Below are 22959 nucleotides of genomic sequence, written 5' to 3'. Positions count from 1 at the left end.
CAGTAGATGTACCGGAAACACCATAACGGGCAGCTTTCAATCGAGGCGTTCCATCTCCCTTTTGGCGGAACATTGGACCCGGACAACCGCTGGGTGATCTTCTCCTCTCTGATGCCATGGGAAGAGCTGGAAGAAACGTATGCCCCTCAGTTCAGCCCCACGACTGGTGCCCCCGCGAAGTCTGTGAGATTGGCATTTGGTGCGCTGTTCATTAAGCAGCGCCTTGGCTTGAGCGATGAGGAAACCGTCGAGCAGATCCGAGAAAATGCATACATGCAGTATTTTTTGGGTTTTGCCGGCTACACCAGTAAATCACCATTCGACCCGTCGATGATGGTGCATTTCCGCAAGCGTTTCTCAGAGGATGACCTCAAGCGGATCAACGAACTGATTGCAGAACGCGGTAAGGCCATGGTGATCGAGGCTGTGTCGTCACGGCAAGATGACGACCACCCCGACGATCCAAGTGTTGATGCTGGAACCCAGATCTCCATTGACGATTTCGTGAAGCCAGCAGATTGGCCCGAGGACAAGAACTGGGGAACATTGACCATCGATGCCTCTTGCACGCCAGCCGACATCACCTATCCCACTGATCTGAAGCTACTCAATGAGGCGAGGGAGTCAACCGAACGAATCATTGATGATCTGCGCAGTCAGCACCCAGATCTGCGTAAGCATAAGCCTCGATATGATCGAGGCAGGGCGCGTGCTGCTTTCCTCAATGTCGCCAAGCAGAAAAAGCCACGTCGTCGCAAAACAAAAGCCGCAATACGCCGCCAGCTCGACTACCTGCAGCGCAATCTTGATGCCATCGATGCCCTGATCGCCTCTGGCGCAAGCCTTTCGGGTCTCAAGACGCATTGGTGGAAGAAGCTTCTCGTGATCAGTGAGCTGCACCGACAGCAGACGATCTTGCTGTACTCCAAGACACGCAGCATGCCCGACCGCATCGTCAACTTGATTCAGCGACATGTTCGCCCCATTGCTCGTGGCAAAGCAAGAGCCGCTTTTGAGTTTGGTGCCAAAATTAGTGTTTCCGTGCGCAATGGCTTTGCCTTCCTTCACAGGATCAGCTGGGATCCGTACAATGAGTCCGAAGACTTGATTTCACAAGCCAAGAAGTACAAGCGAGAGCATGGCTGCTACCCTGAGCGCATCTGCGCCGATCGCATCTACATCAACACTAAGAATCGAAACTTCTGTACGAGGAACAATATCCGACTATCTGGCAAACGACTTGGGAGGCCACCGAAGGATCCAGGAGTCAACGCTGTGCACAAGCAGCAGCTCAGCGCTGACCAGCGCAAGCGAAACGAGGTTGAGGGTGTCTTTGGTTCAGGGAAGCGCAAGTATTCACTTCAGTTGATCATGGCTCGCCTGCCTCAGGGTGCAGAAACGACGATCTCGATGGCATTCCTGGTGATGTGTGCCGAGAAGATCCTGAGGCTCCTCCGCCTCTTTTTTGTCGCGATTTATTCCTGGTTTTTGTGCGTTACAACGTCTTGGCTGGCTCTTGGTGGCGCCAAGAAGCATTTGCCAGTTTGAGGCAGCCGAATCGCCGGTTGCTGTAAAGCCGCGGATTCGAGCTGCCATCACCCCTGTTCGTCGGCTTGCCCCAGTGAGGCACGCGAGTCGTTTTTCAGGAGTCCCTCCTTGCACCTGCCACACCCCATAGCGGTGCCGACTGGCCCGGTATTCGGCATCGAGGTACTCCTTGGCGTTGCAGCCGCTCAGGTAGCGGCGATAGGCGAACGCCTGGCCGTCTTCCACCATCTCCAGGTTGATGTTGATGTCGCTGATCACCTCGGCGACGGTGCGGCCGTAGCGGTCGGTGGTGTGGGGAAGGATGCTCACCTGGCGGCCAGGGGGCAGGCGCTGCTGCAGGTAGGCGCGGGACTGCTGGCCATAGGGGCTCTGCGCCGTCTCGGGGGCGTCGATGCAGGCCAGCCGGATGGTGATTGGGCGGCCGGCGTTGCTGACCCGCAAGGTGTCGCCATCCCCGACGGAAATGACCGTGGCCCTGTAGGGACTCCTGAAAAATCCAGATCCATTGCGCCGCGGCTGGTCTCAAGCATGAGAAGCCGCTAAAATGGCCGTGAACCAGGCAATCCGTGATTGCCTTTACTCCTGATCACTCCAGATGTACCGGAGGCACAATAACGGTCAGATCTCAATCAAGGAGTTCCACCTGCCATTTGGCGGCACACTTGATCCCGAGAATCGCTGGGTTCAACTGGAGGGGCTGATGCCATGGGATGAGCTGGAACAAGCCTATGCCCCTCAATTCAACGCCACAATTGGCGCTCCAGCCAAATCAGTGCGGATGGCCTTTGGTGCTCTCTACATCAAACAGAAGTTGGGGTTAACCGACGAAGAGACTGTCCATCAGATCAGAGAGAACGCCTATATGCAGTTCTTTCTCGGCTTTGCGGGTTACACAGCCAAGGCACCGTTTGATGCCTCGATGATGGTGCATTTTCGCAAACGCTTTTCTGACGAGGATCTGCGCCGTATCAATGAGCTGGTGGTGCAGCGCGGCAAAGAGATCCTTCTGGAAGCACTTGCTCAGGTAGCAGACGATGACGACCATGATGATCCTGATTCCAGAGGAGGAGGCGCTCAGCTGGAACTTGATGCGTTGATCAAGCCTGCTGACTGGCCAGAAGGAAAGAATTGGGGCACTCTCACGATTGATGCTAGTTGCACTCCTGCCGACATTACCTATCCCAGAGACCTCAGGCTCCTCAGCGAGGCTCGCACAACGACCGAGCGAGTCATTGATGATCTGTGCAGTCAGTCATCGGGATTCAGGAGACATCGACCTCGCTACGACCGTGGCCTTGCTCGTGCTCATTTCCTGAGAGTGGCGAAGCAAAAACGGCCACGCCGCCGAAAAGTGAAGGCTGCCATTAAACATCAGCTTGGATATGTGCGGCAGAATCTCAAAGCCATTGATGCTCTGATCGGCTGTGGGGCAAGGCTTTCTGAGCTCAAGAGGCATTGGTGGCAGAAGTTGTTGGCCTGCAGCGAGTTGGAGCGGCAGCAGGGCCTTCTGCTCGCCTCTCAGACCAACAGCATTCCAGACCGCCTGGTGAATCTTGTGCAGACCCATATCCGCCCAATGGTGCGAGGCAAAGCACGTGCTGCGGTGGAGTTTGGTGCCAAAATCAGTGTTTCGGTTCAAAACGGCTTTCCGTTCTTGCACCGCATCAGCTGGAACCCCTACAACGAAGGAGAAGACCTGATCGCTCAGGCGGAAAAATACAAGCTGGATACAGGATCTTACCCAGAGCGCATCTGCGCCGACCGGATTTATATCACGGCCAAGAATAGGCATTTCTGCATGAGGAACGGTATTCGCCTCTCCGGCAAGCGATTGGGCCGCCCGCCCAAGGATCCTGATGTCACCACTGCACACAAGCAGCAGCTCCGATCTGATCAAGCTCGACGCAATGAAGTGGAAGGCGTCTTTGGATATGGAAAGCGCAAGTATTCCCTGGATCTGATCATGGTTCGTCTACCAGCTGGTGCCGAATCCTCCATCTCAATGGCCTTTGTCGTGATGTGCGCGGAAAAGGTCTTGAGGCTGCTGCGCCTCTTTTTTGCCCTTCTTTTTGGGTGGATCTACAGCTTTCTTATGGCCTGGTCAGCGATCAGAGCTCCTGCGGTCATCTGCAAGCCAGACTTTTGAGATCTGGCCCACTTGATGTCACGGCCAGGGCTCATTAGAAGTCAAGCCGAACTGAGTGTCTGAGCCGGTTCTCGCCAACCCAGCAGTGCCAGAAGTCCCCTGACGTCATGGGCCAGAGCGGCAAGGCCCTCGGTGATGGACCAGAAGTCACCCAGGCGCAGGGCATTCATCGCCAGGCTGCGGAGCGTGGCCAGGATGCGAACGCCATTGGACTCGCGGTAGCGATGCGCGTCTTCCCTGAGCTGGGTGTCGCGGGGCCAGTGCCAGGAATTCTCGATGGACCAGCGGTCGCGGACGTGCTGCAGCAGAGCCAGCGCCGTTGTCCTGAGACTCGTGACGTAGTAATGGGTCTCATCGATGGGCTCGCCCTCGCGGATGCCCTTGCAGCGGACCGCCAGGATCGTGGCGCTGCCTGGCCAGTTCTCCACTACCCACGGGGGAGCCGGCATGCCGCGCAGGGTCCAGGTGAGATCACGGCCGCGTTTGCGTTCTCGCTTGCTGGTCTGAAACGGCACCTGCCGGCCGTAGGTCAGCCGATCGCGGATCATCCGAAACCCCTTGCGGCGACTGTGCTTGACCGCGATCATGAAGTCGGCGCCACGCTGCTCGAGGTAGAGGAAAAAGGGCGGTTCGCATGCAGCGCGTCCGCTTGAACCAAAAGTCCTTCCAGCTCCACGCGATCGAGGAGCTGCCGCAGGGTCGCGATTTCTCCGCCGGCGTCGGTGGCGTAGGTGCTCTGGGCGATCGCCACGCCCAGCGTGTTCGAGTAGAGGCTCACCTGGGCAATGAAACGCGCTGCGCCGGAAGCGTTCTCAGCGATGGAGCCCCGCAGCGTCTTGCCGTCGCAGACCAGGGTCTCGACGGACTCAGTCACGCCTGGCTGGGATGCCATCCACTGCTGCAGCAGGTTCTCAAAGCCCTCCACATCAAGCTGAGCCAGCAGCAACCGGAAGGTCGAGTCCGACGGCGGCTTGGCGATGTGGGTACCGAGCAGCTCGTTGAGGGTCTTGCGATGCCGCTTGGCGAATCGCTCCATCCCCATCAGCGAACCCTGGTTGCTCAGGATGGCCAGGATCGCCACCAGCAGCATCCACCAATGCGGGAAGCGCACCCCGCGCCGCATGCGGCAGTCGGGCAGCGCCTTGAGGAAGCTGATCAGATCGGTTGCAGCAGCAGGGTTCAGGAGTGGCGTGGCCAACGGTGAGAGGCAAGACCTGACCAGCAAACCGCTGCGGCAGAGGCCCCGCCAGGGCTACTGGGACAGACTTCTAATGGGCCCTGATGTCACGGCGCTTGCCGGCCTGATTAACGCGAAGCAAACGGACGAATTCGGCGCCGATGGGCCGAGAATCTTTTTCAGGAGTCCCTACGTGGGCTGCCGGCTGGCCGGTTACGAGCCAGTTCTGACCTGGCTGGAAAAGGCCCACCAACGGCAGGGGCTGTCGCTGGCGGCGCTGCAGCAACGCTTCCGGTTGCCGCCCCATCGCCCCCTGCCCACGCAACGCATCCCTCAACACCCCCTGCAGAGCTATGACGATCTCCTCGTCCTCCGTGCCAAGGCCCCAGGCAGCGGAGGCCGCCCTGCCGATCCTGTTGCGGCAGCTGCGGCTGGCACGGATCCGCTCCCACTGGCAGAGCATCGCCTCGCAAGCTGAGACCGAGGGCTGGAGCCACAGCCAATTTCTCTATTCCCTCTGCGAGCAGGAGGTGGAGCAGCGCCAGCAGGCCCGCCAGCAACGGCTGCTGCGTTCGGCCCAGCTGCCCTGGAGCAAGGCGCTCGCGGACTATGACCACAGCGGCAGAATCGAGGCCGGCCCATGGCAGGAGCTGGAGGGGCTGACCCACCAGAGCGAATGGCTGCAGCGGGGTGAGAACGTGCTGTTGTTCGGCCCCAGCGGCGTCGGCAAGACCCATCTGGCGATCGGCATCGTCCTGGCGCAGATTGCGTTGGATCAGCCCTGCCGCTTTTACCCAGCCACGGCACTGGTGCAGGAGCTGCAGAAGGCCCGCGCCGACTACAACCTGCCGCAGGCACTGGAGCGGCTGGATCGCTACCCGCTGCTGCTGATCGATGACATCGGCTATGTGCGGCGCGATGAGCAGGAGAGCAGTGTGCTGTTTGAGCTGATCTGCCACCGCTACGAGCGCCGATCGCTGCTGATCACCGCCAATCAGCCGTTCACGGCCTGGGATGAGATCTTCCCCAGCAGCTCGATGACCGTCGCGGCGGTGGATCGGCTGGTGCATCACTGCCACATCGTCGAGATCGGCGGCGACAGCCACCGCCGCGCCGATGCCGAACGCCGCGCAGGGAGGCGGCGCAAGGAGCAGGGATAGGGCGAGGAGACATTGACGCGAGGCGACAACCTGGCGCCGATCAGCGCAGCCCCCGGTGGTGAGCTCCGCGCTGCCGGCGGACTATGGGGTCCGCCGGCTCGTGCGCTCCGCCAGAGGTTGGGGCGGAGAGTCACCAGCGGTACCGGCCAACCGGGTTGTCGTCTGCTGCCGAACACGAAAAGCCAGTGCTGATCGGACTTCTGGCAGGCAGGTGGCTCAGTTTTCATGTCGCCGCCCCCAGGTTGTCGCCGGCGACAACCTGGGGGCGATCAGGGACTCTCACCGGCCAACTTGGTTGTCGCGAAACGGCCAAGGGGGTTGACGCGGATCACACGCCGCCGAAAAGTGAAGGCTGCCATTAAACATCAGCTTGGATATGTGCGGCAGAATCTCAAAGCCATTGATGCTCTGATCGGCTGTGGGGCAAGGCTTTCTGAGCTCAAGAGGCATTGGTGGCAGAAGTTGTTGGCCTGCAGCGAGTTGGAGCGGCAGCAGGGCCTTCTGCTCGCCTCTCAGACCAACAGCATTCCAGACCGCCTGGTGAATCTTGTGCAGACCCATATCCGCCCAATGGTGCGAGGCAAAGCACGTGCTGCGGTGGAGTTTGGTGCCAAAATCAGTGTTTCGGTTCAAAACGGCTTTCCGTTCTTGCACCGCATCAGCTGGAACCCCTACAACGAAGGAGAAGACCTGATCGCTCAGGCGGAAAAATACAAGCTGGATACAGGACCTTACCCAGAGCGCATCTGCGCCGACCGGATTTATATCACGGCCAAGAATAGGCATTTCTGCATGAGGAACGGTATTCGCCTCTCCGGCAAGCGATTGGGCCGCCCGCCCAAGGATCCTGATGTCACCACTGCACACAAGCAGCAGCTCCGATCTGATCAAGCTCGACGCAATGAAGTGGAAGGCGTCTTTGGATATGGAAAGCGCAAGTATTCCCTGGATCTGATCATGGTTCGTCTACCAGCTGGTGCCGAATCCTCCATCTCAATGGCCTTTGTCGTGATGTGCGCGGAAAAGGTCTTGAGGCTGCTGCGCCTCTTTTTTGCCCTTCTTTTTGGGTGGATCTACAGCTTTCTTATGGCCTGGTCAGCGATCAGAGCTCCTGCGGTCATCTGCAAGCCAGACTTTTGAGATCTGGCCCACTTGATGTCACGGCGCTTGCCGGCCTGATTAACGCGAAGCAAACGGACGAATTCGGCGCCGATGGGCCGAGAATCTTTTTCAGGAGTCCCCCTGTAGCCGGCACCAGGAGCAGCACCCGTAGGTTCCAGGGCCGCGACTGAGGAGCAGGCAACGATCGCCAGGCCGACCAGCGCGTCTGACCGCTGGAGCAAAGGCATCAGGGGAGGCGAACCAGGCAACGGCCCAGCCTGCCACTGGGCTGCAGGGCCTGGGCACCTGATGCAGGATCTGCATGGCTCTCCGGGGCAGCGCATCAGGAAGGCGCCCCGTGTAGGGGCGCCTTAGCACCGGTTGCGGCGGTCACGTCCTCACACCAAGGACTACCGGTCGGGTGTCTGTCGTTCACGCATGACCTGTCTTGGGCCTAGCAGGAAAGGAATGCAGATCACGTCTGGGAGAAGAGATGCTCGGGGCTTGACCTTCTCGGCTGTGATCCCGTCCCAAGTTATGCAGCTCGGGGGTTCAACACGCGGGAATCAGAACTGGCGTATCGCTCTCTGCGGTTACGGGATGGCGTTCGCGCCGCGTCACCGAGTTCACCTGTTGTGTGTCGCATCGTTGGCGCACCTCCTCTGTGCACACCGGCTCGGGTGATCCCTGGCCGGACTCTTTGGGAGGGTGAGGGTCGGGTTGGCTCCCGGGCCTCCCCTCAATCACAAGTTAGGCCATCCGCCTGGTGGTGGGGGCGCTGCGAGGTGCCTGTTCCCGCCGTGAAACTGGCGGTTTTGCGAACCGCCTGGCCGATCAGCGGGAGAAGTCTCCAACCTCCTGGTGAAGACCGCTTCATGAAGCCCCGTTGCCCGCAGTGAAGACCGGTGTCGAAGCCGCTGCAACCGCTGCTGGCCCTGGCCGGCGGGAGCATCGTGGCTGCAACGGGATTCGGAGGCTCCACAGATGGAAGACACCCCCCCTGAGCAGCAGACAGGAGCGCGCTGACGATCCGGCCCCTGCTCCAACACTTCTCGACGGATCTCTGACGTTCTTGGCGTGTCATTTCCTGGAGGGGACACACGCCGTCCATTGCACCGTCCCAGGTGCCCCGGACCAAACGGAACGTCCCACTCGACACCTGGCCCCAGGTGCCAGCGCCGGCAGCTCCGCCCCACAACCAAAGACACCCTGGTCTGACGATCAACCGACCGCACAGCTGCGCCCGACCCCCTTGGGACGGCACCACGGCTGAGCAGGCAAATGCCCGGGGCCAACGCTCCGGGCTTTGTTGTGGGCCTCATGGCTGACGACGAGGCCGATCCGAACGCAGTCTCATCCCGTGATCGGTCCACCAGCAGCGTGCCGGGCGGGTGAGTCGCATTCGCGCTGCACAGACACCCAGAAGGTGTACCAACCATCCCGATCCGCCAGAGGGGCGATGTCGATCTCCACCCAGAAGGTCGAGCCGTTCTTGCGGTAGTTCAACACCTTCTGCCGCGTCGGCTGCCAGTGCCGCATCGCCTGATGGAAAGAGAAGAGGGCGTCGCGATCCGTCAGCGGGCCCTGGAAAATCCTCGGACTGCGGCCCAGCAGCTCAGCCGCGCGATAGCCCGTCTGCCGGAGTGCCGCAGGATTGGCATAGACGATCACCGGGCCGGGAGGGTCCACGGGCTCGGCCGTCGTCACAATCACCGCATCACGGACATGACGAAGGATGCTCTGGTGCATCAGCAGTTGCTGATCCGAGCTGCTGTTGTCCGGGGCATCGCGATTGGCCAGCAGCACGATTCCGATCCCGCCGTCCGAGCGGAACAGCCGCACCGTCTGCACGCCGGCACCACAGGGCAACCGGGTGTCGAGTGGCCCCTCACTGATCGCGTTGGAATGGGCTTCCAACGCCTCCGCCAGTTCAGGCCAGATCAGATCCAGCGGATCACCGCAGTGGAAGGGCTCCGGCTTCCCCACCGTCTGCTGGGCCCGGTGATCGAAGTAGCTGATCCGCCCATCCCCCGTGGCCAGGATGAGCCCATCTCCAGGAAGCAGCAGAAACCCCTCCCCTGCATCCCAGGGACAGCGGGGAACGACCGAGGCGGTCTCCTCCAGCCGTGACATCGACATCCATGTCCTGTGCAGTCGTTTTAGCCGTGATGGCCTGCATGGGCAGGCGCTCGGCAGACGATGGGTCGGAGCATCGGAGCCTTGCCAGGCCAAGCGACGTCCCTCTCCCCTGACAGACAGAACGGCCCCAAACCGAGCCGCCGCCCCGGGGGGCGCGGTTCGCGTGAGTGGCGTGGCGCCGGCGGAGGTGCCCGGGCCCAGTGGACCGCACAACGGGGCGCCTGGCCCTGGGCGCAAGCGCCGGAGTGTCGTTTGTAACGATTCTGTGCTGTTCACCGAGCCATGGCTAGGGTTTCCTGACAGGTTTTTCGCCTATTGATCTCCAGCAGTCGGAGTTGTCATCGTGCGGCCATCCAGTCTGTGCGTTGACGTCACGATGCAGGCAGATTTGCAGCACCTGTCGTCTCACTGATCCCTGAACACATGACCCTCGTTCGCGCCGCAGAACTTGGCATTGAACGCTTTGCCAATGATCGAGACAAGGAAAGCTGGTCGGTCGCCTCAGCAGAAGCCAAGGACATTATCCTTCGTTCCGTGTATCGGCAGGTGCTCGGCCAGCAGTACCTGATGAGCAGCGAACGGCTCAAGGGGGCTGAATCCCTCTTCCGCGATGGCTATCTGAATGTCCGTGAGCTAGTGCGGACGGTGGCCAAGAGCGCGCTGTATCGCGCCAAGTTCTTTGAGCACTGCAACGCTTACCGCTTCATTGAGCTGAACCACAAGCACCTGCTCGGCCGCGCTCCTCACAACCGCGAGGAGATGCTGCACCACTTCACCATCCTCCAGGAGCAGGGCTACGACGCCGAGATCGACTCCTACATCGACAGCGCCGAATACCAGGATCGGTTCGGTAACGATGTGGTGCCATACCTGCACGGCTGGGGCTATTCGATCGGCCATGAGGGTCGCCAGTTCTCGTGGCTGATGCAGCTGGCCCGCGGTGCTGCAGCGTCGGTGAAGGGATCCAGCTCCGGTCGCCAGGCGGCGTTGAACCGGGCGCTGCACCAGAACCGGGCGATGCCGGTCCCCGGCGCGCTGCCGCCCGTCTCCCTGGGCAGCAGCTTCATCCGCCCGATCACCGATTACAGCCACATCAGCACCGAGGGGCCCTACCGGGCCGTCGTCTCCGAGGCCCAGGGCCTGTATGAGGGCGCCCTCGACAGCGGTGCCCGCCAGTCTCCGGCCCGCAGCGACCGCGAATCGGTCCGCCTCGGCGGCTCCGGCTTCCGCGGCCGTGGCTCGCGCACCGTCACGATCAGTGTCTCCGGGGTGGTCGCCCAGGACTACGTCCGCAGCGGCGACTACGTGATCCGCGTTCCCCTCACCCGGATGAATGAGGCCCTCAAGCGTGCCAACGCGCTGGGGCGCGTCACCAATGTGGTGGTGAGCTGATCGCCTATCCAGGCCTTTCCCAGCGGCAGAGCACAGCCAGGAGGCCCCGTTCTCGGGGCCTCTGACATCAGGAGAATGCGATCTCAAGCCCATCGGGGAGGCGCTGGAACATATATCCAAGACCGCGTACGGTGAGGATCAGTTCGGGATTGATCGGATCCAGTTCTAGCTTTGCGCGCAGGCGTGAAATGTGCACATCCACGACACGGCAGTCGACCGCCCTTTTAGGGGTGTAGCCCCAGATTTTCTCGAGCATCTCTTGTCGTTGGATCGCTGTTCCGGCCTGCTTGAGAAGCAACACCAGCAGATTGAACTCCATCTCCGTCAGACGGATTCGCTCGTTGTCCCGGTACACTTGTCTCCGGGGGAGGTCAATGCTCAGATCGCCGACCTGCACAGCCTGACTCATCCGCGCGGGCATGGTTTCCGCTTCTCCTGGGATCGCGGTGCAGCGGCGCATCACGCAGCGGATGCGCACCTCTAATTCCTTGGGACTGAAGGGCTTGATCATGTAATCATCAGCCCAAGGTTCAGCCCCATAATGCGCTGTTCCACCTCATCCAGTGCTGTCAGCAGAATGATGGGCACGTCCGATTGAGCGCGGATTCGCTCGGTGGCCTGAAAGCCATCCAGCTCCGGCATCATCACATCGAGAATCACCAGATCTGGCTGCTCACTGCCGAACAGCTCTAAGGCCTCAAGCCCATTGCCTGCCATCACCGGCTGGTGGCCCTGCAGACGCAGGCGGGTTGCCAGCAGCTGACGAATCGTCTCCTGATCATCCGCCACTAGGATCTTCAGTGGAGAGGCGGCTTCATCGGACATCAAAGGCAGAGGCGCAGTGGCATGATCTGGATGTCATCAACGCTGGCTGTCGCTGCGTTGCAGCGCGAGGCTGCGCAACGTTCAGTGACGTTCGCCAGAGCCTTGGGCCTCAATCTGGCGTTTCAGCATGCTGTAGTGCATCAACGGATCCCGGTACTGTCTGGGCATGGCGCGATGCAGTTTTTCCAGTCGGTCCCAGCACACAGTGCGCTGAATCTCGGAGAGTTTCTTCTCCTCCTGAATCAGCATCTTGAGGGCTTTGCAGTAAATCGGGTAGCTGGCCTCCAGCTGTCCAACCGTCAGCCCGGATTGTTCACCGCCTCCGTTGCCTGATCCACCGGCCATCGACCTCCTCAGCGCGTGGATCCGTTTTGGACTGTAAGGGGAGAGGAGGAGGTCTCAGCGAACTCTTCCCGGGCCATGCCGATGGCGGTCTTACGGCGTGGCCGGTGCTGGAGGACGCCCCGATGTTCATGCCATGGCTGTCCGCTGAGGGGTGTGATCAGGTTTCTGCTCGGTGACGGCAAGGACTGGGTCGCAGGAGAAGAGGGCTGCCTGGTGGGCGCCGCGGTGCGGAGCCAGATCGTGCAACCCAGATCACTCCAGGGGTGATGCTCACTGCCGGGGGGGTAGCGCAGCCACGTCCCCGGGCCATAGGTGCCGTGTTCATCCTGCAGAACACCCTCCAACACGAGGATCTCCTCCCAGTCGGCGTGGCGGTGGGGCTCGTAGGAGGAACCGGGCTGCCAACGCAGCAAGGAGAGCTCCTCGGCGTCTGTGGTGTGGAGCGGAATCACCTGCAGGCCCAGTGCCGGCCCCTTCTGCCACGCCACTGCAGAAGCCTGGAGTCTCAGCGGCTCAGACTCGTCGCCCCCGGCAACCTGCCGGAGCAGCAGGACGCAGCCTTCACGGGAGCCGCAGCCCTGAAGGGAGGACGATGGCCCCCGCAGGAAGCTGCCGACCGGATAGTCAGATCCACTTTCACGCAGATCCCCCTCCAGCACAAGGATCTCGCTGCACGCCTCAAACTGATCGAGATCCAGCTCGCTGCCTGGTGAGCAGCGCAGGACCCAGGTGGTGACAGGGTCTTGATGGGCGAGCTCAAACTGTTGAACTCCCACCTCGGCGAGGGCAAGCCAGGGGATGGACGCCAGGTCCACCACCTCCCGTGGGCCGAGTTCGAATGCTTCCATCGCCGCGATGCGGCGCCAACCCCCCTCGGGTACCTGTCGTGGTAGCGAGCGTTGCCCCGTGTTTCGCTGCATCGACGCAGCGGCCTTGCTCAGACGCCATTCAAGGCTGCAGGCTTTCCTATCCCTGGCGGGTTGGCGGATCTGAGCCAGATCAGGAGGGGCGGCCCTGTGCCTCCGGCCCGAACAGCGGCCCCAGATCCTCCAGAGGGGGATGGCGGCGCAGCTGCTGCTCCATGTCCTGCAGCGTCTCGAGCAGTTGAGGCTTCTGCCGCTCGCTGGTCGATCCCCTCTCCTGGGGGTGTCGGCTGTGACGGTCCTGCTGGGCTGTCATCCCTGCTCTTGGCGGCCCTGCTTCGATCGTGGCTGGACTCAGGCCAGCGGGTCCTCTCTGTGGTGGATCAAAACAGACGGTTCCCCGTATCGGGCGGCACGCTCACCTTGGCCACTGCCGCCCAAGGGTGGAGTCGGAAAGACAGTCATACCCAGCCCATGCGAGAGATCGTGTTCCACGTTGTGGCAGAACGCCCAGGCCATCTGGAAGCTCAGGCCGAAACCCTGCCCATCCGCATCACGGCCCCGACCATGGAGGAGCTGCAGCACGAGGCCCGCGAGGCCCTGATCGAGCACATGGGGCCAGCCCATTGCACCGTTCGGGTGCGCGTGCGCCGTGGCCCCAGTGCTGCCGTCAGCAGCATCCGGACCATGGCCCGCCATGCAGCCCTCTTCCGCTGATCTGGGATGCCCGAGCCAGAGGCCACGGCCATCACCGGCTCGATCACCAGTTCGCTCGTGCTGGCCGCCGACGATCCCGCCGCCCTGGCTCAGTTCTATGGCGCTCTGCTGGGCGTTGCGCCGCAGCCGGGCATGAGCGCCGCGCACTGGCGCGTGCCCTGGCCGGCCGGCGGATGTCTGGAGGTTTACGCCCATCCCGGAACCGGCCGCAACCGCGCCAGCAGGGTCGCCTGGCGCTGTGCCTGCAACGCCAGACCGATGGGCCGGGCACCGTTGCCATGCTCCAGGCCTGGATCACCACGGCTCTGGATCTGGGCGCCACCTCAGAAGATCCACCGCGCCAGGAACCATTCGGCGCTGAGGCCTGGCTGCTGGATCCGGAGGGCAACCGCCTGCTGTTGCTGGTGTTGCCTGCCTCGTGAAGCCCCACCCTTGGCGGGAACTCCGGCTCAGCCCAGCCCACCCAGCCGGATCAGGGCACCCACCACCACAAAGGCGATCGCCAGCGCGGTGATGCCGCGGATGTGCCAGGCCAGGCCGGTGAGGTTGGCGTCGCTGAGGTTGGGAATCAGCCGCAGCCGGGCGTGGATCGCCAGGGCGGCTGTGGCGGCCAGCAGCAGCAGCTTCACGCCCACCAGCATTCCGATCGGGTTGGCCGGGCTGAACAGCCCCCGGAAGCCCGGCAGGTAGTTCCAGGCCATCCACACCCCCGTCACCACCTGGATGGCCAGGGCCGTGAGACCCAGCGGCTCAAAGACCTCCTCGAAGCCGCGGATCTCGGCCGCGCTTTGTGCCCGCAGCGCCCTTGGCAGCACCCCGAGGTCCAGCACCAGATGCCCGCCGGTCCAAACCGTCGCGGCCAGGGCATGGACGATCACCAGCAGCGGGAACACGGACATGTCAGGACCCGGGCAACTGCTCCCACGATGGATGCAATCAAGCGGGGTTCGCCATGAAGGTGATCGTGGATCTGTGCGTGGTGCCGATCGGCGTGGGCGTGCACCTCGCGCCCTACGTCGCCGCCTGCGAGAAGGTGCTCACCAACGTCAGGCTCAAGATTCAGCTGCATCCCAACGGCACCGCCATCGAGGGCGAGTGGGAGCCGGTGTTCGCCGCGATCGAGGCTTGCCACCAGGCGGTGCACACCATGGGCTGTCCCCGCGTTTACACGACGGTCAAGATCAATACCCGTACAGATAAGGATCAGAGCCTGGAGGACAAGGTGGCCAGCGTGCAGGCGCTGCTGTGATGCCAGGCCAGCGGGACCAAACTGGCGAGGTTCTCGTGTTCTGGTTTGGCGAGACCCGGCCGCGCCAGTGGTTTGCCAAGGACCCGGCCTTCGACGCGCTGGTGCGGGATCGCTTCCTCGGGCTCACCCGCCAGGCGCTTGCCGGCGAGCTCGACGCCTGGAGCACGGAGCCGACCGGGGGCCTCGCCCTGGTGCTGCTGCTCGATCAGTTCCCCCGCCAGATCTGGCGCGAGACCGCCATGGCCTTCGCGGGCGATCCCCAGGCCCAGTCGCTGAGCCTGTGCGCGGTGGAGAAGGGCTGGCTGGAGGAGGAAGTGGAGCAGACGCGGCGGCAGTTCTGGCTGATGCCCCTGATGCACAGCGAAGACATGGCGGTGCAGGAAGCGGCGCTGCCGCTGTTCGAGCGGTTCAGCGATCCCCGCACCGCCGACTTCGCCCGTCGGCACCGGGATGTGATCGCCCGCTTTGGCCGCTTCCCCCACCGCAATGCTGCCCTCGGGCGGGTGTCGAGCGCGGAGGAGCTGGCCTTCCTGCAGACGCCGGGCTCCCGCTTCTGAAGCAGTTCAGCGCTCAGCCGGGGCGGGAGGCGGCAGCCACTGGGGTTCACAGGGCTGCCAGCCCTGCTGGCGCTTTTCTGCCCAGAGCCTGAGGGCCTCCTCCCTGCTGAGCTCCCACCGGCGCTTGAGCAGCGGCACCGGCTGATCGGGCAACAGCTCACCGCTGGTGATCTCGAGCCGCTGGCTCCAGCGATCCCAGAGGGTGGGCCGGAAGTGCAGCACCTGCCGACCGTCGCTGATCCACGCCTCACGGGGCGACAGCGGCGGTCGCCTCCGGGCCCCTTTGCTCACGCCACTTCCGGCGCCCAGCCCCGCTGGCGGTGAAGATCCTCCGTCCAGCCACTGCAGCGATGGGTGAGGTGGTCGCCATGGGCGATCAGCCCCTGGTGCAGATGGCAGGCCAGCTGGGGGATGCAGTTGGGCCCCGGGTGGTGCCGGAAGAAGTGGCAGGTCATGCAGACCTGGCGGCTGCGGCTAGAACGCAGGATCGCCTCGTCGAGCCAGGGCCACTCCTCGATCGCCTCGTCGCGAGAGGGCTGCAGCCCTGAGAGCGGGACCGGCACCATGACAACTCCTCAACAAGTACACCTGTACTAGCAGGGAAGGTGGTTCAGCGCCAGCTGGTCAGGCCCTGGTGTCGGAGTGCTGCACGAGGAAGGTCTCAATCCAATCGTGATGGCACTGCAGGATGATTCGGTCGGCGATGGTCACGGCGCTATCGGGTACCTGGAACCGCCGCCGGAAACCCTGGGTGAGCGAGTCGAGCAGCGGCCTGGGCAGGCTGCGCAGGGTGCTGTGCAGCTGCTGGATGGTGTCGGCCGGCAGGGGCACCTGAGCTGGTTCGGGGGCTGTAGGGGCTGATGGGGTTTGGCCAGCCGGTGATAGAGCTCTCGGCTGAGCGCCCGCCAATGGGGTCGGGCCCTGGGTGGGCTGCGGCCTGCCGTTGGGCTGCGGTGCTGTCGCCGGCCGAGCGGCAGGACGTCCCGAGGTGACTGGTGCGCCGCCTGACCCAGTGACCTCCCGCTGCTGCTTGTCGTAGAGGGCGAGTCCGAACGGGTTACCGAAGGTCATCAGCGCCCGTTTCATGGCGTCGGTTTCGGCCTCCTTGATCGCCGATTCATGGGCCTGGCCCAGATCGGTGTCGATGCCGTGGCCGGCGCCGGTGCCCTCGCGGACGAGAGGCGGCAAACCACCGGCGGTCACGGTGACGCGGACGCGGGCGGTGTATGTCACGCCCCAGCCTGATCGCTGCTCTCTTCCGATCGTGCGTTCGCCCTGGGCGACGCAGCGGACGGCGATGGTCTGCCGCTGCCAGCCGTCAAACCCAAAGATGCGATTGGCTTCGGCGATCAGCTGCCAACCTTCGAGATAGGCGACCTTTCCGCGGCCCTGCTCCCGCTGACGGACATTGGCTCGATCGAGGGGGGCAGCCAAGGCGGCGACCTGCTCGGGGGAGAAGCCGGGTGAGGGTTGCTGCGGGGGCGATGTCTTTGCCGGCGATGCCTCCGGCGTGGCGTCAGCCCGGCGGATCAGCTCCAGGGCTGTCGGCGGCCGGCCAGGGGCGCTGCGGCCATTGCGAGTGGGGGTGGTGACGGTCATGGCGTGGCGTGGGTGAGAAGTGGAAACGAGGGATGGCCCCGGCGGCCTGCTGCCGATGCCGGGGCCTGGGCTGTTGGTTGATGTCTGCTGCAGCGCCTGGGCCCGCAATTGCAGCCGCCCATGACAAAGGGGGCTCTGCCCCCCCCCCTCAGTGGATGCGCCAGGAGCGGCGGGAGACGAGCTGGGCGCCGGTGATCTGCTGGCCGGCTTTGAGGGCTTCTTTGATGGCGGCCTTGTCGGGCTTGCTGGTGGTGGTGAAGCTCAGCCACTCAGAGGGGAGGGCTTCTTCGTCGTCGATCTCGACGGCCTGGGACTTGCGGGAGGTGAGTTCGTGGTTGGGGAAGGAGAAGCGGGTAGAGGTGGGCTGCAGCCGGGTGAGAACCAGGACCAGCGAGTCCTCAAGGGCATCGGCCCGGCTGGCATCAGAGCGGGACAGCTCGGTGAGGCGCTTGGCCTGCTGCTGGCGGTAGGAGGCCTGGCCTCGCAGGTGCTCGATCACCCAGCAGGTGGCATCAGCCTTGGCGGCGAGTGCCGCCTTGTTGCCTTCCTCCGCCAAAAGGGCCCCTCAAGTTCGCCGAGGGCCTGGGCGCGGGTGTCGTCGTCATCGGCCTCCAGCTGCTCGGCGAGCAGGCCAATGGCGGTGGTGAGTTCCTGGGCCTCGATGCTCAGCTGCCAGAGAGAGCCGGAGCGCTGCAAGGAGCAGACCGGACCGGCGGCAGCGGGCGCGGCCTGGACGAGTGCAGACGAGGGAGGGGAGAGGAGAGCCATGGGGGAAGGAGTGAAGAGCAGAGGGATGGGGCCGACCCGCAACACCGGACCGGCATGAGGGAGACAGGAGGGCGCCGATCAGGCGGCGAGGGGCTCGGGGGAGAAGGGCGCAGAGACTTCCATCACCGCGATCGGCACCGGGGAACGAGTGGCACAGCGCCGGGCCTGCTGCACCAGCGAGGCGGTGCCGGGCCCACCGGGGAAGGCGACCACCAGCACCGAGGCGCTGAAGGACGGGGAGGTGTGGGCCTGGGCCTCGATGAGGGCCTGCTCAAGCAGCTGCCGATTGCGGATGGGCCCGGCGCAGCGGCCAAAGCGCCGCCACTCAGCGGCAAGGGACTGGACGCGCCAGCCGAGCTGATGAGCAGCCCGACCGATGGCCTGATCGGCACCACGGGCACCGCCATGCGGAAGGAGATGAACGGCACGGCCACCGCTGCGCTGGACCAGGGCGTAGGCGATGCGCTCAACGGGCCAGGCCAGATCACGCCCACCCCCGGCGACGATGACCACCGAGCGATGGACCTGAACAGGCGGAGGCAACAGGCCAGGGAGGGCCAATGCAGCGGCCGGGGCCACTGCAGCAGAAGACAAGCTCATGGCTACAGAGCAAACGAACGGGACAAGTTGTCTGAGGATTTCGTTGCCGCCGGCGATGGGCTCGTGGCCTTTGGCGCAACCTTTATTCTACCAGTACAAGCGCACTACGGGGCCGGCAGAGCCGCTGCAGGGCAATGGAACTCAACGGGCCGATGCCACTGGAAGCCGAGGAATCTCGATGCAAAGAAGGGGCACTGAATGAGCCACCAAACCAACACCGGCCGCGCAGCCGCGCGAGGCCACCTGAGCCAGCACCCCGCGCACCGCAAGGGACGGGCCGCCACGCCACCGCAGCCGCGGGAGCGCGGCCAAGCCCGCTACCACCCACCACACCGGCCCCAGCGCGGAGGGCGGCGGCGGCTGGCCGATGCACGCCACGGCTCAGCCGTGGCACGCTGAAGGACGGCCGACGACGACCAGAGCCCTGCGGTGGCTGCTCAGCCCCAGGGAACGTCCAGGAACTCCACCAGCAGCACGCCCCGGTGGATGCCGTGGATCTTCACCAGGCCCGCCCTGGCTGCCTGCTCCATGCCGGGGCGCTCACGCTGCACCTGCTCCGCGGTGGCCAGCACCCGCACCCAGCCGCCGGTCATGAAGTCTTCGCTGCCGGTCTCAAAGGCCTGCAGCCGCCGGTGCTGGTTGCTGCTGCGCTCGTAGTACAGGCCCCCACCTGTGGGATCGCTCCCCTCTGCCCAGACCTGATCGACCATCAGCTTTCCGATGGCCAGTGGATCCCGCGCCGCTGCGTCAATGGCTTCACCATCGAGTACCAGCGGGTTGCCCGGGTCGTCACGGTTGTCGGAAACGATCAGGCGAGTGGACACAACCCCAGCCCTTGGCAGATCAGGACATCAATCATCGAGGCCCCACGGCGATCTGTCTTCAGTGGCCCATCCAGTCCTATCGAGCATGGGAGAGAACCTCTCCCATGTGGAGCGGGAGAGATCACCCGGTGGGGAGCGGAGCGAGAATCTCTCCCCAAATCTCTCCCATCTCCCTTGGTCGATCGGTGAAAAGTCAGTCGGGGCGACAGGATTCGAACCTGCGACCTAGTGCTCCCAAAGCACCCGCGCTACCAAGCTGCGCCACGCCCCGAAACAGGTTTTCAGCTCATAACGAACACAGAGGGACGTTCCCAGAAACCGGCTTGAGGGGACAGCCGTGGGGACTGAAAACCGGATGGTTCATCACTCGAAAGAGCATGAACCGATGGCTCGGGCGAGACTTGAACTCGCGACCTTGGGGTTATGAATCCCACGCTCTAACCAGCTGAGCTACCGAGCCGTGAGCTGAGATCCTACCGGATCAAGCGCCGCCCCCCTGAAAGGGATCAAGGGGGCTCTGGCTTCAGGCTCTCGGTGGGAGGAACTGCATCGGGTTGACCGCAGAGCGCCCGGGGGGACGCACCTCGAAATGCAGATGGGGCCCGGTGCTGCGGCCGGTGCTTCCCATCAGGCTGATGTTCTGCCCCTGCCTGACGAATTCACCCGTCCGAACCAGGATGCGGCTGTTGTGGGCATAAACAGTCAGCGTGCCATCGGCGTGGGTGAGCTTGACAAGGTAGCCATAGCCACCGTCGTCCCAGCCAGCAAAGCTGACCTGGCCATCCTGGACAGCACGGATCGGGGTACCGACGCTGTTGGCCACATCGATACCTTTGTGCATGCGGCCCCAACGCCAGCCGAAGCCCGAAGTGAAGACCCCTTCGGCAGGCCAGATGAAGCCGGCGGTCCGAGGAGCCTCAAAGCCGTTTCCTGGCTCGAACTGGGGGGTCTCCGGCCAGCTGGTGCCGCCGCTGCCGACAGGATTCAGTCCCAGCACGGGGCGGATCGCCGGCAGGGGTGCGGACTGCGCGAGACGGACCTGGGAGCCGACGACAAGCCGTGCTGTCTCCAGGCCAGGGTTGAGACGCAGCAGCTCGGCGATCGTCATTCCGTAGCGGCGAGCGATCTCGGCGATCGTGTCACCGAAGCGGATCACTCCTGAGCTGGTGAGCGGGGTCCGCTGCACCTGCTGGGGGGGGATGGTGCGAGCCGAAGACGCATCAACACTGGCGATCTGGCTCAGGGACGACTGATCACGGGAAGGGAGCGCGATCCACTCACCCCTGTCGAAGCGATGGTCCTCGTCGACGTTGTTGAGGCGTGCCAGCTGGGTCTCATCGATCGAGAGCTGGCTGGAGAGCTCCTCGATCGTCACCGATTCGGTGGCGGAGACCCAGGTGAGCTCCTGAGGCAATGGAGGCAGGGCGGCCAGCAACAGTGACTGAGAACTCGGAGCGCTCCTGCTGTTGTCAGCGATGGCGGAGAGAAGAGGAGCGATCGCGGGAGTCGTCAGCAACAGGGGCAGGATCCAGCGAGAAGGCTTCATGCAGAAAGTCACCCATACGGCAAAGCCCGGCAGAGAAGCCGACATCCCCGGGCCGCGCAGAGAGTAACGCCCTGTACCGCCCCGGACAAGGCGCCGGGTGCCATCCGGGCGGTCGTCCCCGGCAGGTCCCAGATCGGGACAAGCGGACAAGACTCTCTAGACGCCTTGTGGTGCAGGGCCTTTTGCCTGACGGAGGGTCTCAAAGAGCACGACGCCGACGGAAACGGACAGATTGAGGCTGCGCACGCTCACGCCTTCCGGAGTCGACGAGAGGCGCATCGGAATCGTCAGGCAGGCATCGGCCTGCTCCTGAAGAGCCTCTGGCAAGCCAACGCTTTCGCAGCCGAAGAGCAGCCAGTCGTGCGGCTGGAAGCGGAACTCCGTGTAGTCCTGCCGGGCCCTGGCGCTCAGCGCCACCAGCCGCCCACCGAGGCTGCGACGCACGTTCAGAAAGCTCTCGAGCGATCGATGCCGATGCAGGTCGACGAGCGGCCAGTAATCCAGGCCAGCACGACGCAGCTGGCGGTCACTGATCTCGAAGCCGAGGGGCTCCACCAGATGCAGCTCCGTCCCCGTCGCGGCGCAGGTGCGGGCGACGTTGCCGGTATTGGGGGGGATCTCCGGGTGAACCAGGACGACGCGGGGCATCACGGCTCGGGCGGGACCGGAACGGAAAGCTGCTGCAGATCCAGCGCCCGGCCGGCGATCACCAGCCATGCCGCCGCTGCGTCAGCCATCAGCCGTTGCTCGAGCTCCGCCAGGCGTTGCCGGAATCGTCCGCCGGCGACCGAGCTGGGCACGACCCCCCAGCCCACCTCCTCACACACCAGCAGCAGCGGTGCGTGGCTGAGGCGTAGGGACTCCACCAGAACATCACAGCAGCGACACCACAGTGGGGCGTCGGCATCGAGCCAGGCGGCGACCCAGGTGCCGAGAGAATCGATCAGGGCGATCTGGCCGTCCCTGAGATCCGAGAGCGCCGGTGCCAGCTCGGCCCCCACCTCCCGGCAGAGCCACTGGGCCGGACGACGGCGGCGATGGCGCTCCAGGCGCTGCTGCCAGTCGGCATCGTCTGGAAGCAGCGGGCCGGTGGCCAGATAGACGACCTGGCGGCCACTGCAGGACGCCAGATGTTCGGCCCATCGACTTTTGCCTCCACCGGCAGGGCCGCAGATCAGGGTGATGCCCACGGCAGGGGCCTGAGCGGAGGAGTCGACGGCAGAAGACAGGGGATGTACGGACAGGCTCTCAACCTCCACCATTCATATTGCGCAGGGTCGCCACCGAGGAGGGGGACACACGGTTGAGATAACGGAAGATCCAGTATTTGAAAATCGTCGCCAGCACCACAGGGAAGGTGGCGATGAACAACATGATGAAATTCTCGCGCGCTGGCAGACCAAGGTGGTGGGCAACACCATCAAGGAGCACCGTCCAGCCCTCCGGACTGTGGAAGCCAACGAAAATATCCGTGAAGAGAATGATCGCAAACGCCTTGGCGCTGTCACTCAGGCCATAGATCATTTCGTCGATGAAGCCACGCAGCACCTGGATGTCCCGCTGACCGAGCAGGCAGACGAGCACGAACCCGATCAGACCGAAGCCATCGGAGAGCACATTCTTGACCGCATGGGACCCCTCCTGCTGAGCCTCCTCCTCAAGTTCGTGGGCCTTCTGGTTGAGCTTCTGCTGCATCTGTTCGCGCGTCGGCAGCGGCTGATCCTGGAGCAACGCTTCGAATTCGATCTCGGCCTGGTACAGCCTCAACTTCTGAACAGCCTTCTCCTCGAGCTGGGGGCGTGGATAGGTCACCAGCGGATGCTCGGGAGACAGGCGGTCCACCACTGGCGTCACGATGTAGGTGCGGCTGAACTGCTGGATCAGAACCGGAACCAGAATCAGCAGCAGCAGGATGCGCAGGGAGACGAGGGTGGAATCCCGACGACGGCGGAAACCGGCGACCACGCTGGCCTCCGCATCCGGATCCAGCTGCCTTCGGACCTGATCGACCACCCCGAGGAGACTGCGGGGCAACACCTCCGGCGAACGGCTGATGGCGGGGAGCGTCTGTCGTCTTTCGTCGTAGCGGGAGGCCACCGCCTCCACCAGCTGGATCTGCCGGATCTCCTGACCGGAGAGCTCCTGGCGGTAGGGCTCGACGTTCTCGAGGGTCTGGCGACAGACCTGCAGGGCAGCCCTGAAGCGCCGCAGAATCTGTGCCTGCATGCCACGGGGCAGGCGCAGCTCGAGCTCGGGCCTGACAGGCCGGTCGTTGTAGTGCTCCAGCTCAATGCTCTGGATCAGCAGAGCGGCCTCATAGCCCCGCTCCAGATCGTTGCTCAGATCCAGCGACTGGGCCCGTCCGAAGGTGCCCATCCAGTCGGTCAGTCCCATGGAAAGTGT

General features: G+C 63.6%; 27 protein-coding genes, 2 tRNA genes and 2 pseudogenes. 9 read left to right on the top strand and 22 right to left on the bottom strand.

The window, feature by feature from the left end:
- Window positions 1–6 precede the first annotated feature (6 nt).
- Complete coding sequence (locus H8F25_RS17550; protein WP_197210729.1) at window positions 7–1548, top strand: IS5 family transposase; 1542 nt, start codon at window positions 7–9, stop codon at window positions 1546–1548.
- A gap of 174 nt (window positions 1549–1722) precedes the next feature.
- Here H8F25_RS17550 and H8F25_RS17545 read toward each other — a convergent pair.
- Window positions 1723–1989 (bottom strand): annotated as a pseudogene (locus H8F25_RS17545) (thermonuclease family protein); the annotation flags it as partial.
- A 154-nt stretch (window positions 1990–2143) separates the two neighbouring features.
- Here H8F25_RS17545 and H8F25_RS04215 point away from each other — a divergent pair.
- The gene (locus H8F25_RS04215; RefSeq protein WP_197210800.1) at window positions 2144–3694 is read left to right on the top strand and encodes an IS5 family transposase; all 1551 of its coding nucleotides are present in this window, start codon (window positions 2144–2146) and stop codon (window positions 3692–3694) included.
- A 41-nt stretch (window positions 3695–3735) separates the two neighbouring features.
- Here the strand turns inward: H8F25_RS04215 and H8F25_RS17940 are convergent, their stop codons facing one another.
- Window positions 3736–4281, bottom strand: coding sequence for an ISAs1 family transposase (locus H8F25_RS17940; protein WP_197212143.1), 546 nt, complete (start codon window positions 4279–4281; stop codon window positions 3736–3738).
- Window positions 4278–4892, bottom strand: coding sequence for an ISAs1 family transposase (locus tag H8F25_RS17935; RefSeq protein WP_197212142.1), 615 nt, complete (start codon window positions 4890–4892; stop codon window positions 4278–4280). The genes H8F25_RS17940 and H8F25_RS17935 overlap by 4 nt, the downstream gene beginning before the upstream one ends.
- 332 nt (window positions 4893–5224) lie before the next feature.
- Between H8F25_RS17935 and istB the strand changes: the two genes are divergently transcribed.
- Window positions 5225–6031, top strand: coding sequence for an IS21-like element helper ATPase IstB (istB, locus tag H8F25_RS04200; RefSeq protein WP_197212141.1), 807 nt, complete (start codon window positions 5225–5227; stop codon window positions 6029–6031).
- A gap of 318 nt (window positions 6032–6349) precedes the next feature.
- Entirely contained in the window at window positions 6350–7171 is an 822-nt protein-coding gene (locus H8F25_RS04195; RefSeq protein ID WP_197212140.1) for a transposase, read from the top strand.
- A gap of 1314 nt (window positions 7172–8485) precedes the next feature.
- Here H8F25_RS04195 and H8F25_RS04190 read toward each other — a convergent pair.
- Entirely contained in the window at window positions 8486–9265 is a 780-nt protein-coding gene (locus tag H8F25_RS04190; protein ID WP_197212139.1) for a PAS domain-containing protein, read from the bottom strand.
- Window positions 9266–9694: 429 nt separating this feature from the next.
- Between H8F25_RS04190 and H8F25_RS04185 the strand changes: the two genes are divergently transcribed.
- Entirely contained in the window at window positions 9695–10663 is a 969-nt protein-coding gene (locus H8F25_RS04185; protein WP_197212138.1) for a phycobilisome rod-core linker polypeptide, read from the top strand.
- A 67-nt stretch (window positions 10664–10730) separates the two neighbouring features.
- On the opposite strand, the pseudogene H8F25_RS04180 reads toward H8F25_RS04185, so the two are convergent.
- From H8F25_RS04180 to H8F25_RS04165, 4 genes and pseudogenes are all read right to left on the bottom strand, one after another.
- Window positions 10731–11488, bottom strand: a pseudogene (locus H8F25_RS04180) (response regulator).
- An 81-nt stretch (window positions 11489–11569) separates the two neighbouring features.
- Window positions 11570–11833, bottom strand: a complete 264-nt coding sequence (locus tag H8F25_RS04175) for a DUF3136 domain-containing protein (protein ID WP_197212137.1) — start codon at window positions 11831–11833, stop codon at window positions 11570–11572.
- Window positions 11834–11841: 8 nt separating this feature from the next.
- Entirely contained in the window at window positions 11842–12681 is an 840-nt protein-coding gene (locus H8F25_RS04170) for a cupin domain-containing protein (RefSeq protein ID WP_197212136.1), read from the bottom strand.
- Between the two features lie 151 nt (window positions 12682–12832).
- Complete coding sequence (locus tag H8F25_RS04165; protein WP_197212135.1) at window positions 12833–13012, bottom strand: hypothetical protein; 180 nt, start codon at window positions 13010–13012, stop codon at window positions 12833–12835.
- A gap of 158 nt (window positions 13013–13170) precedes the next feature.
- Here H8F25_RS04165 and H8F25_RS04160 point away from each other — a divergent pair, with 158 nt between their 5' ends.
- Complete coding sequence (locus H8F25_RS04160) at window positions 13171–13413, top strand: hypothetical protein (protein WP_197212134.1); 243 nt, start codon at window positions 13171–13173, stop codon at window positions 13411–13413.
- A gap of 278 nt (window positions 13414–13691) precedes the next feature.
- Window positions 13692–13835 (top strand): VOC family protein, encoded by a 144-nt coding sequence (locus tag H8F25_RS18085; RefSeq protein WP_370525812.1) that lies wholly within the window; start codon window positions 13692–13694, stop codon window positions 13833–13835.
- 27 nt (window positions 13836–13862) lie between these two features.
- Here H8F25_RS18085 and H8F25_RS04150 read toward each other — a convergent pair whose 3' ends face one another.
- The gene (locus H8F25_RS04150) at window positions 13863–14312 is read right to left on the bottom strand and encodes a CopD family protein (RefSeq protein ID WP_197212133.1); all 450 of its coding nucleotides are present in this window, start codon (window positions 14310–14312) and stop codon (window positions 13863–13865) included.
- A 53-nt stretch (window positions 14313–14365) separates the two neighbouring features.
- On the opposite strand from H8F25_RS04150, the gene H8F25_RS04145 reads away from it, so the two are divergent.
- Window positions 14366–14662: an MTH1187 family thiamine-binding protein gene (locus H8F25_RS04145; RefSeq protein ID WP_197212132.1), complete on the top strand. Its 297-nt coding sequence runs from the start codon at window positions 14366–14368 to the stop codon at window positions 14660–14662.
- The gene (locus H8F25_RS04140) at window positions 14662–15219 is read left to right on the top strand and encodes a DUF924 family protein (protein ID WP_197212131.1); all 558 of its coding nucleotides are present in this window, start codon (window positions 14662–14664) and stop codon (window positions 15217–15219) included. The genes H8F25_RS04145 and H8F25_RS04140 overlap by 1 nt, the downstream gene beginning before the upstream one ends.
- Before the next feature lie 6 nt (window positions 15220–15225).
- On the opposite strand, the gene H8F25_RS04135 is transcribed toward H8F25_RS04140, so the two are convergent.
- From H8F25_RS04135 to pxcA, 13 genes are all read right to left on the bottom strand, one after another.
- On the bottom strand, window positions 15226–15510 hold the full coding sequence (locus H8F25_RS04135; protein WP_197212130.1) for a DUF1651 domain-containing protein: 285 nt from the start codon (window positions 15508–15510) through the stop codon (window positions 15226–15228).
- Complete coding sequence (locus H8F25_RS04130) at window positions 15507–15785, bottom strand: galactose oxidase (RefSeq protein WP_197212129.1); 279 nt, start codon at window positions 15783–15785, stop codon at window positions 15507–15509. The genes H8F25_RS04135 and H8F25_RS04130 overlap by 4 nt, the downstream gene beginning before the upstream one ends.
- Before the next feature lie 58 nt (window positions 15786–15843).
- Entirely contained in the window at window positions 15844–16818 is a 975-nt protein-coding gene (locus H8F25_RS04125; RefSeq protein WP_197212128.1) for an RAD52 family DNA repair protein, read from the bottom strand.
- A gap of 148 nt (window positions 16819–16966) precedes the next feature.
- Window positions 16967–17317: a siphovirus Gp157 family protein gene (locus tag H8F25_RS17535; protein WP_231597068.1), complete on the bottom strand. Its 351-nt coding sequence runs from the start codon at window positions 17315–17317 to the stop codon at window positions 16967–16969.
- Window positions 17314–17586, bottom strand: coding sequence for a hypothetical protein (locus tag H8F25_RS17530; protein WP_231597067.1), 273 nt, complete (start codon window positions 17584–17586; stop codon window positions 17314–17316). Before H8F25_RS17530 ends, H8F25_RS17535 begins: the two co-directional genes overlap by 4 nt.
- Before the next feature lie 78 nt (window positions 17587–17664).
- Window positions 17665–18186 (bottom strand): hypothetical protein, encoded by a 522-nt coding sequence (locus H8F25_RS04115; protein ID WP_231597066.1) that lies wholly within the window; start codon window positions 18184–18186, stop codon window positions 17665–17667.
- A gap of 437 nt (window positions 18187–18623) precedes the next feature.
- The gene (locus H8F25_RS04110; protein WP_197212127.1) at window positions 18624–19010 is read right to left on the bottom strand and encodes a hypothetical protein; all 387 of its coding nucleotides are present in this window, start codon (window positions 19008–19010) and stop codon (window positions 18624–18626) included.
- Between the two features lie 197 nt (window positions 19011–19207).
- Window positions 19208–19281 (bottom strand) — tRNA-Pro (locus H8F25_RS04105).
- 115 nt (window positions 19282–19396) lie between these two features.
- A tRNA-Met gene (locus tag H8F25_RS04100) sits at window positions 19397–19470 on the bottom strand.
- A gap of 63 nt (window positions 19471–19533) precedes the next feature.
- Window positions 19534–20556 carry a M23 family metallopeptidase gene (locus H8F25_RS04095; protein ID WP_197212126.1) on the bottom strand — a complete coding sequence of 341 codons (1023 nt, stop codon included), beginning with the start codon at window positions 20554–20556 and terminating at the stop codon, window positions 19534–19536.
- A gap of 156 nt (window positions 20557–20712) precedes the next feature.
- On the bottom strand, window positions 20713–21204 hold the full coding sequence (locus H8F25_RS04090; protein WP_197212125.1) for a tRNA (cytidine(34)-2'-O)-methyltransferase: 492 nt from the start codon (window positions 21202–21204) through the stop codon (window positions 20713–20715).
- Window positions 21204–21746 (bottom strand): bifunctional adenosylcobinamide kinase/adenosylcobinamide-phosphate guanylyltransferase, encoded by a 543-nt coding sequence (locus H8F25_RS04085; protein WP_231597065.1) that lies wholly within the window; start codon window positions 21744–21746, stop codon window positions 21204–21206. Before H8F25_RS04085 ends, H8F25_RS04090 begins: the two co-directional genes overlap by 1 nt.
- Before the next feature lie 58 nt (window positions 21747–21804).
- Window positions 21805–22950, bottom strand: a complete 1146-nt coding sequence (pxcA, locus tag H8F25_RS04080) for a proton extrusion protein PcxA (protein ID WP_197212123.1) — start codon at window positions 22948–22950, stop codon at window positions 21805–21807.
- Window positions 22951–22959 lie beyond the last annotated feature (9 nt).

This window comes from Synechococcus sp. CBW1004 (assembly GCF_015840715.1).
Classification (GTDB): domain Bacteria; phylum Cyanobacteriota; class Cyanobacteriia; order PCC-6307; family Cyanobiaceae; genus Cyanobium.
This window is presented reverse-complemented; position numbering and strand designations above follow the sequence as displayed.

Bases quoted from the DNA above. Each gene is read 5' to 3' on its own strand.
- H8F25_RS17550 (WP_197210729.1), top strand. From the start codon at position 7: ATGTACCGGAAACACCATAACGGGCAGCTTTCAATCGAGGCGTTCCAT.
- H8F25_RS04215 (WP_197210800.1), top strand. From the start codon at position 2,144: ATGTACCGGAGGCACAATAACGGTCAGATCTCAATCAAGGAGTTCCAC.
- H8F25_RS17940 (WP_197212143.1), bottom strand. From the start codon at position 4,281: ATGATCGCGGTCAAGCACAGTCGCCGCAAGGGGTTTCGGATGATCCGC.
- istB (WP_197212141.1), top strand. From the start codon at position 5,225: ATGACGATCTCCTCGTCCTCCGTGCCAAGGCCCCAGGCAGCGGAGGCC.
- H8F25_RS04190 (WP_197212139.1), bottom strand. From the start codon at position 9,265: ATGTCACGGCTGGAGGAGACCGCCTCGGTCGTTCCCCGCTGTCCCTGG.
- H8F25_RS04185 (WP_197212138.1), top strand. From the start codon at position 9,695: ATGACCCTCGTTCGCGCCGCAGAACTTGGCATTGAACGCTTTGCCAAT.
- H8F25_RS04175 (WP_197212137.1), bottom strand. From the start codon at position 11,833: ATGGCCGGTGGATCAGGCAACGGAGGCGGTGAACAATCCGGGCTGACG.
- H8F25_RS04170 (WP_197212136.1), bottom strand. From the start codon at position 12,681: ATGGAAGCATTCGAACTCGGCCCACGGGAGGTGGTGGACCTGGCGTCC.
- H8F25_RS04165 (WP_197212135.1), bottom strand. From the start codon at position 13,012: ATGACAGCCCAGCAGGACCGTCACAGCCGACACCCCCAGGAGAGGGGA.
- H8F25_RS04160 (WP_197212134.1), top strand. From the start codon at position 13,171: ATGCGAGAGATCGTGTTCCACGTTGTGGCAGAACGCCCAGGCCATCTG.
- H8F25_RS18085 (WP_370525812.1), top strand. From the start codon at position 13,692: ATGCTCCAGGCCTGGATCACCACGGCTCTGGATCTGGGCGCCACCTCA.
- H8F25_RS04150 (WP_197212133.1), bottom strand. From the start codon at position 14,312: ATGTCCGTGTTCCCGCTGCTGGTGATCGTCCATGCCCTGGCCGCGACG.
- H8F25_RS04145 (WP_197212132.1), top strand. From the start codon at position 14,366: ATGAAGGTGATCGTGGATCTGTGCGTGGTGCCGATCGGCGTGGGCGTG.
- H8F25_RS04140 (WP_197212131.1), top strand. From the start codon at position 14,662: ATGCCAGGCCAGCGGGACCAAACTGGCGAGGTTCTCGTGTTCTGGTTT.
- H8F25_RS04130 (WP_197212129.1), bottom strand. From the start codon at position 15,785: ATGGTGCCGGTCCCGCTCTCAGGGCTGCAGCCCTCTCGCGACGAGGCG.
- H8F25_RS04125 (WP_197212128.1), bottom strand. From the start codon at position 16,818: ATGACCGTCACCACCCCCACTCGCAATGGCCGCAGCGCCCCTGGCCGG.
- H8F25_RS17530 (WP_231597067.1), bottom strand. From the start codon at position 17,586: ATGGCTCTCCTCTCCCCTCCCTCGTCTGCACTCGTCCAGGCCGCGCCC.
- H8F25_RS04115 (WP_231597066.1), bottom strand. From the start codon at position 18,186: ATGAGCTTGTCTTCTGCTGCAGTGGCCCCGGCCGCTGCATTGGCCCTC.
- H8F25_RS04095 (WP_197212126.1), bottom strand. From the start codon at position 20,556: ATGAAGCCTTCTCGCTGGATCCTGCCCCTGTTGCTGACGACTCCCGCG.
- H8F25_RS04090 (WP_197212125.1), bottom strand. From the start codon at position 21,204: ATGCCCCGCGTCGTCCTGGTTCACCCGGAGATCCCCCCCAATACCGGC.
- pxcA (WP_197212123.1), bottom strand. From the start codon at position 22,950: ATGGGACTGACCGACTGGATGGGCACCTTCGGACGGGCCCAGTCGCTG.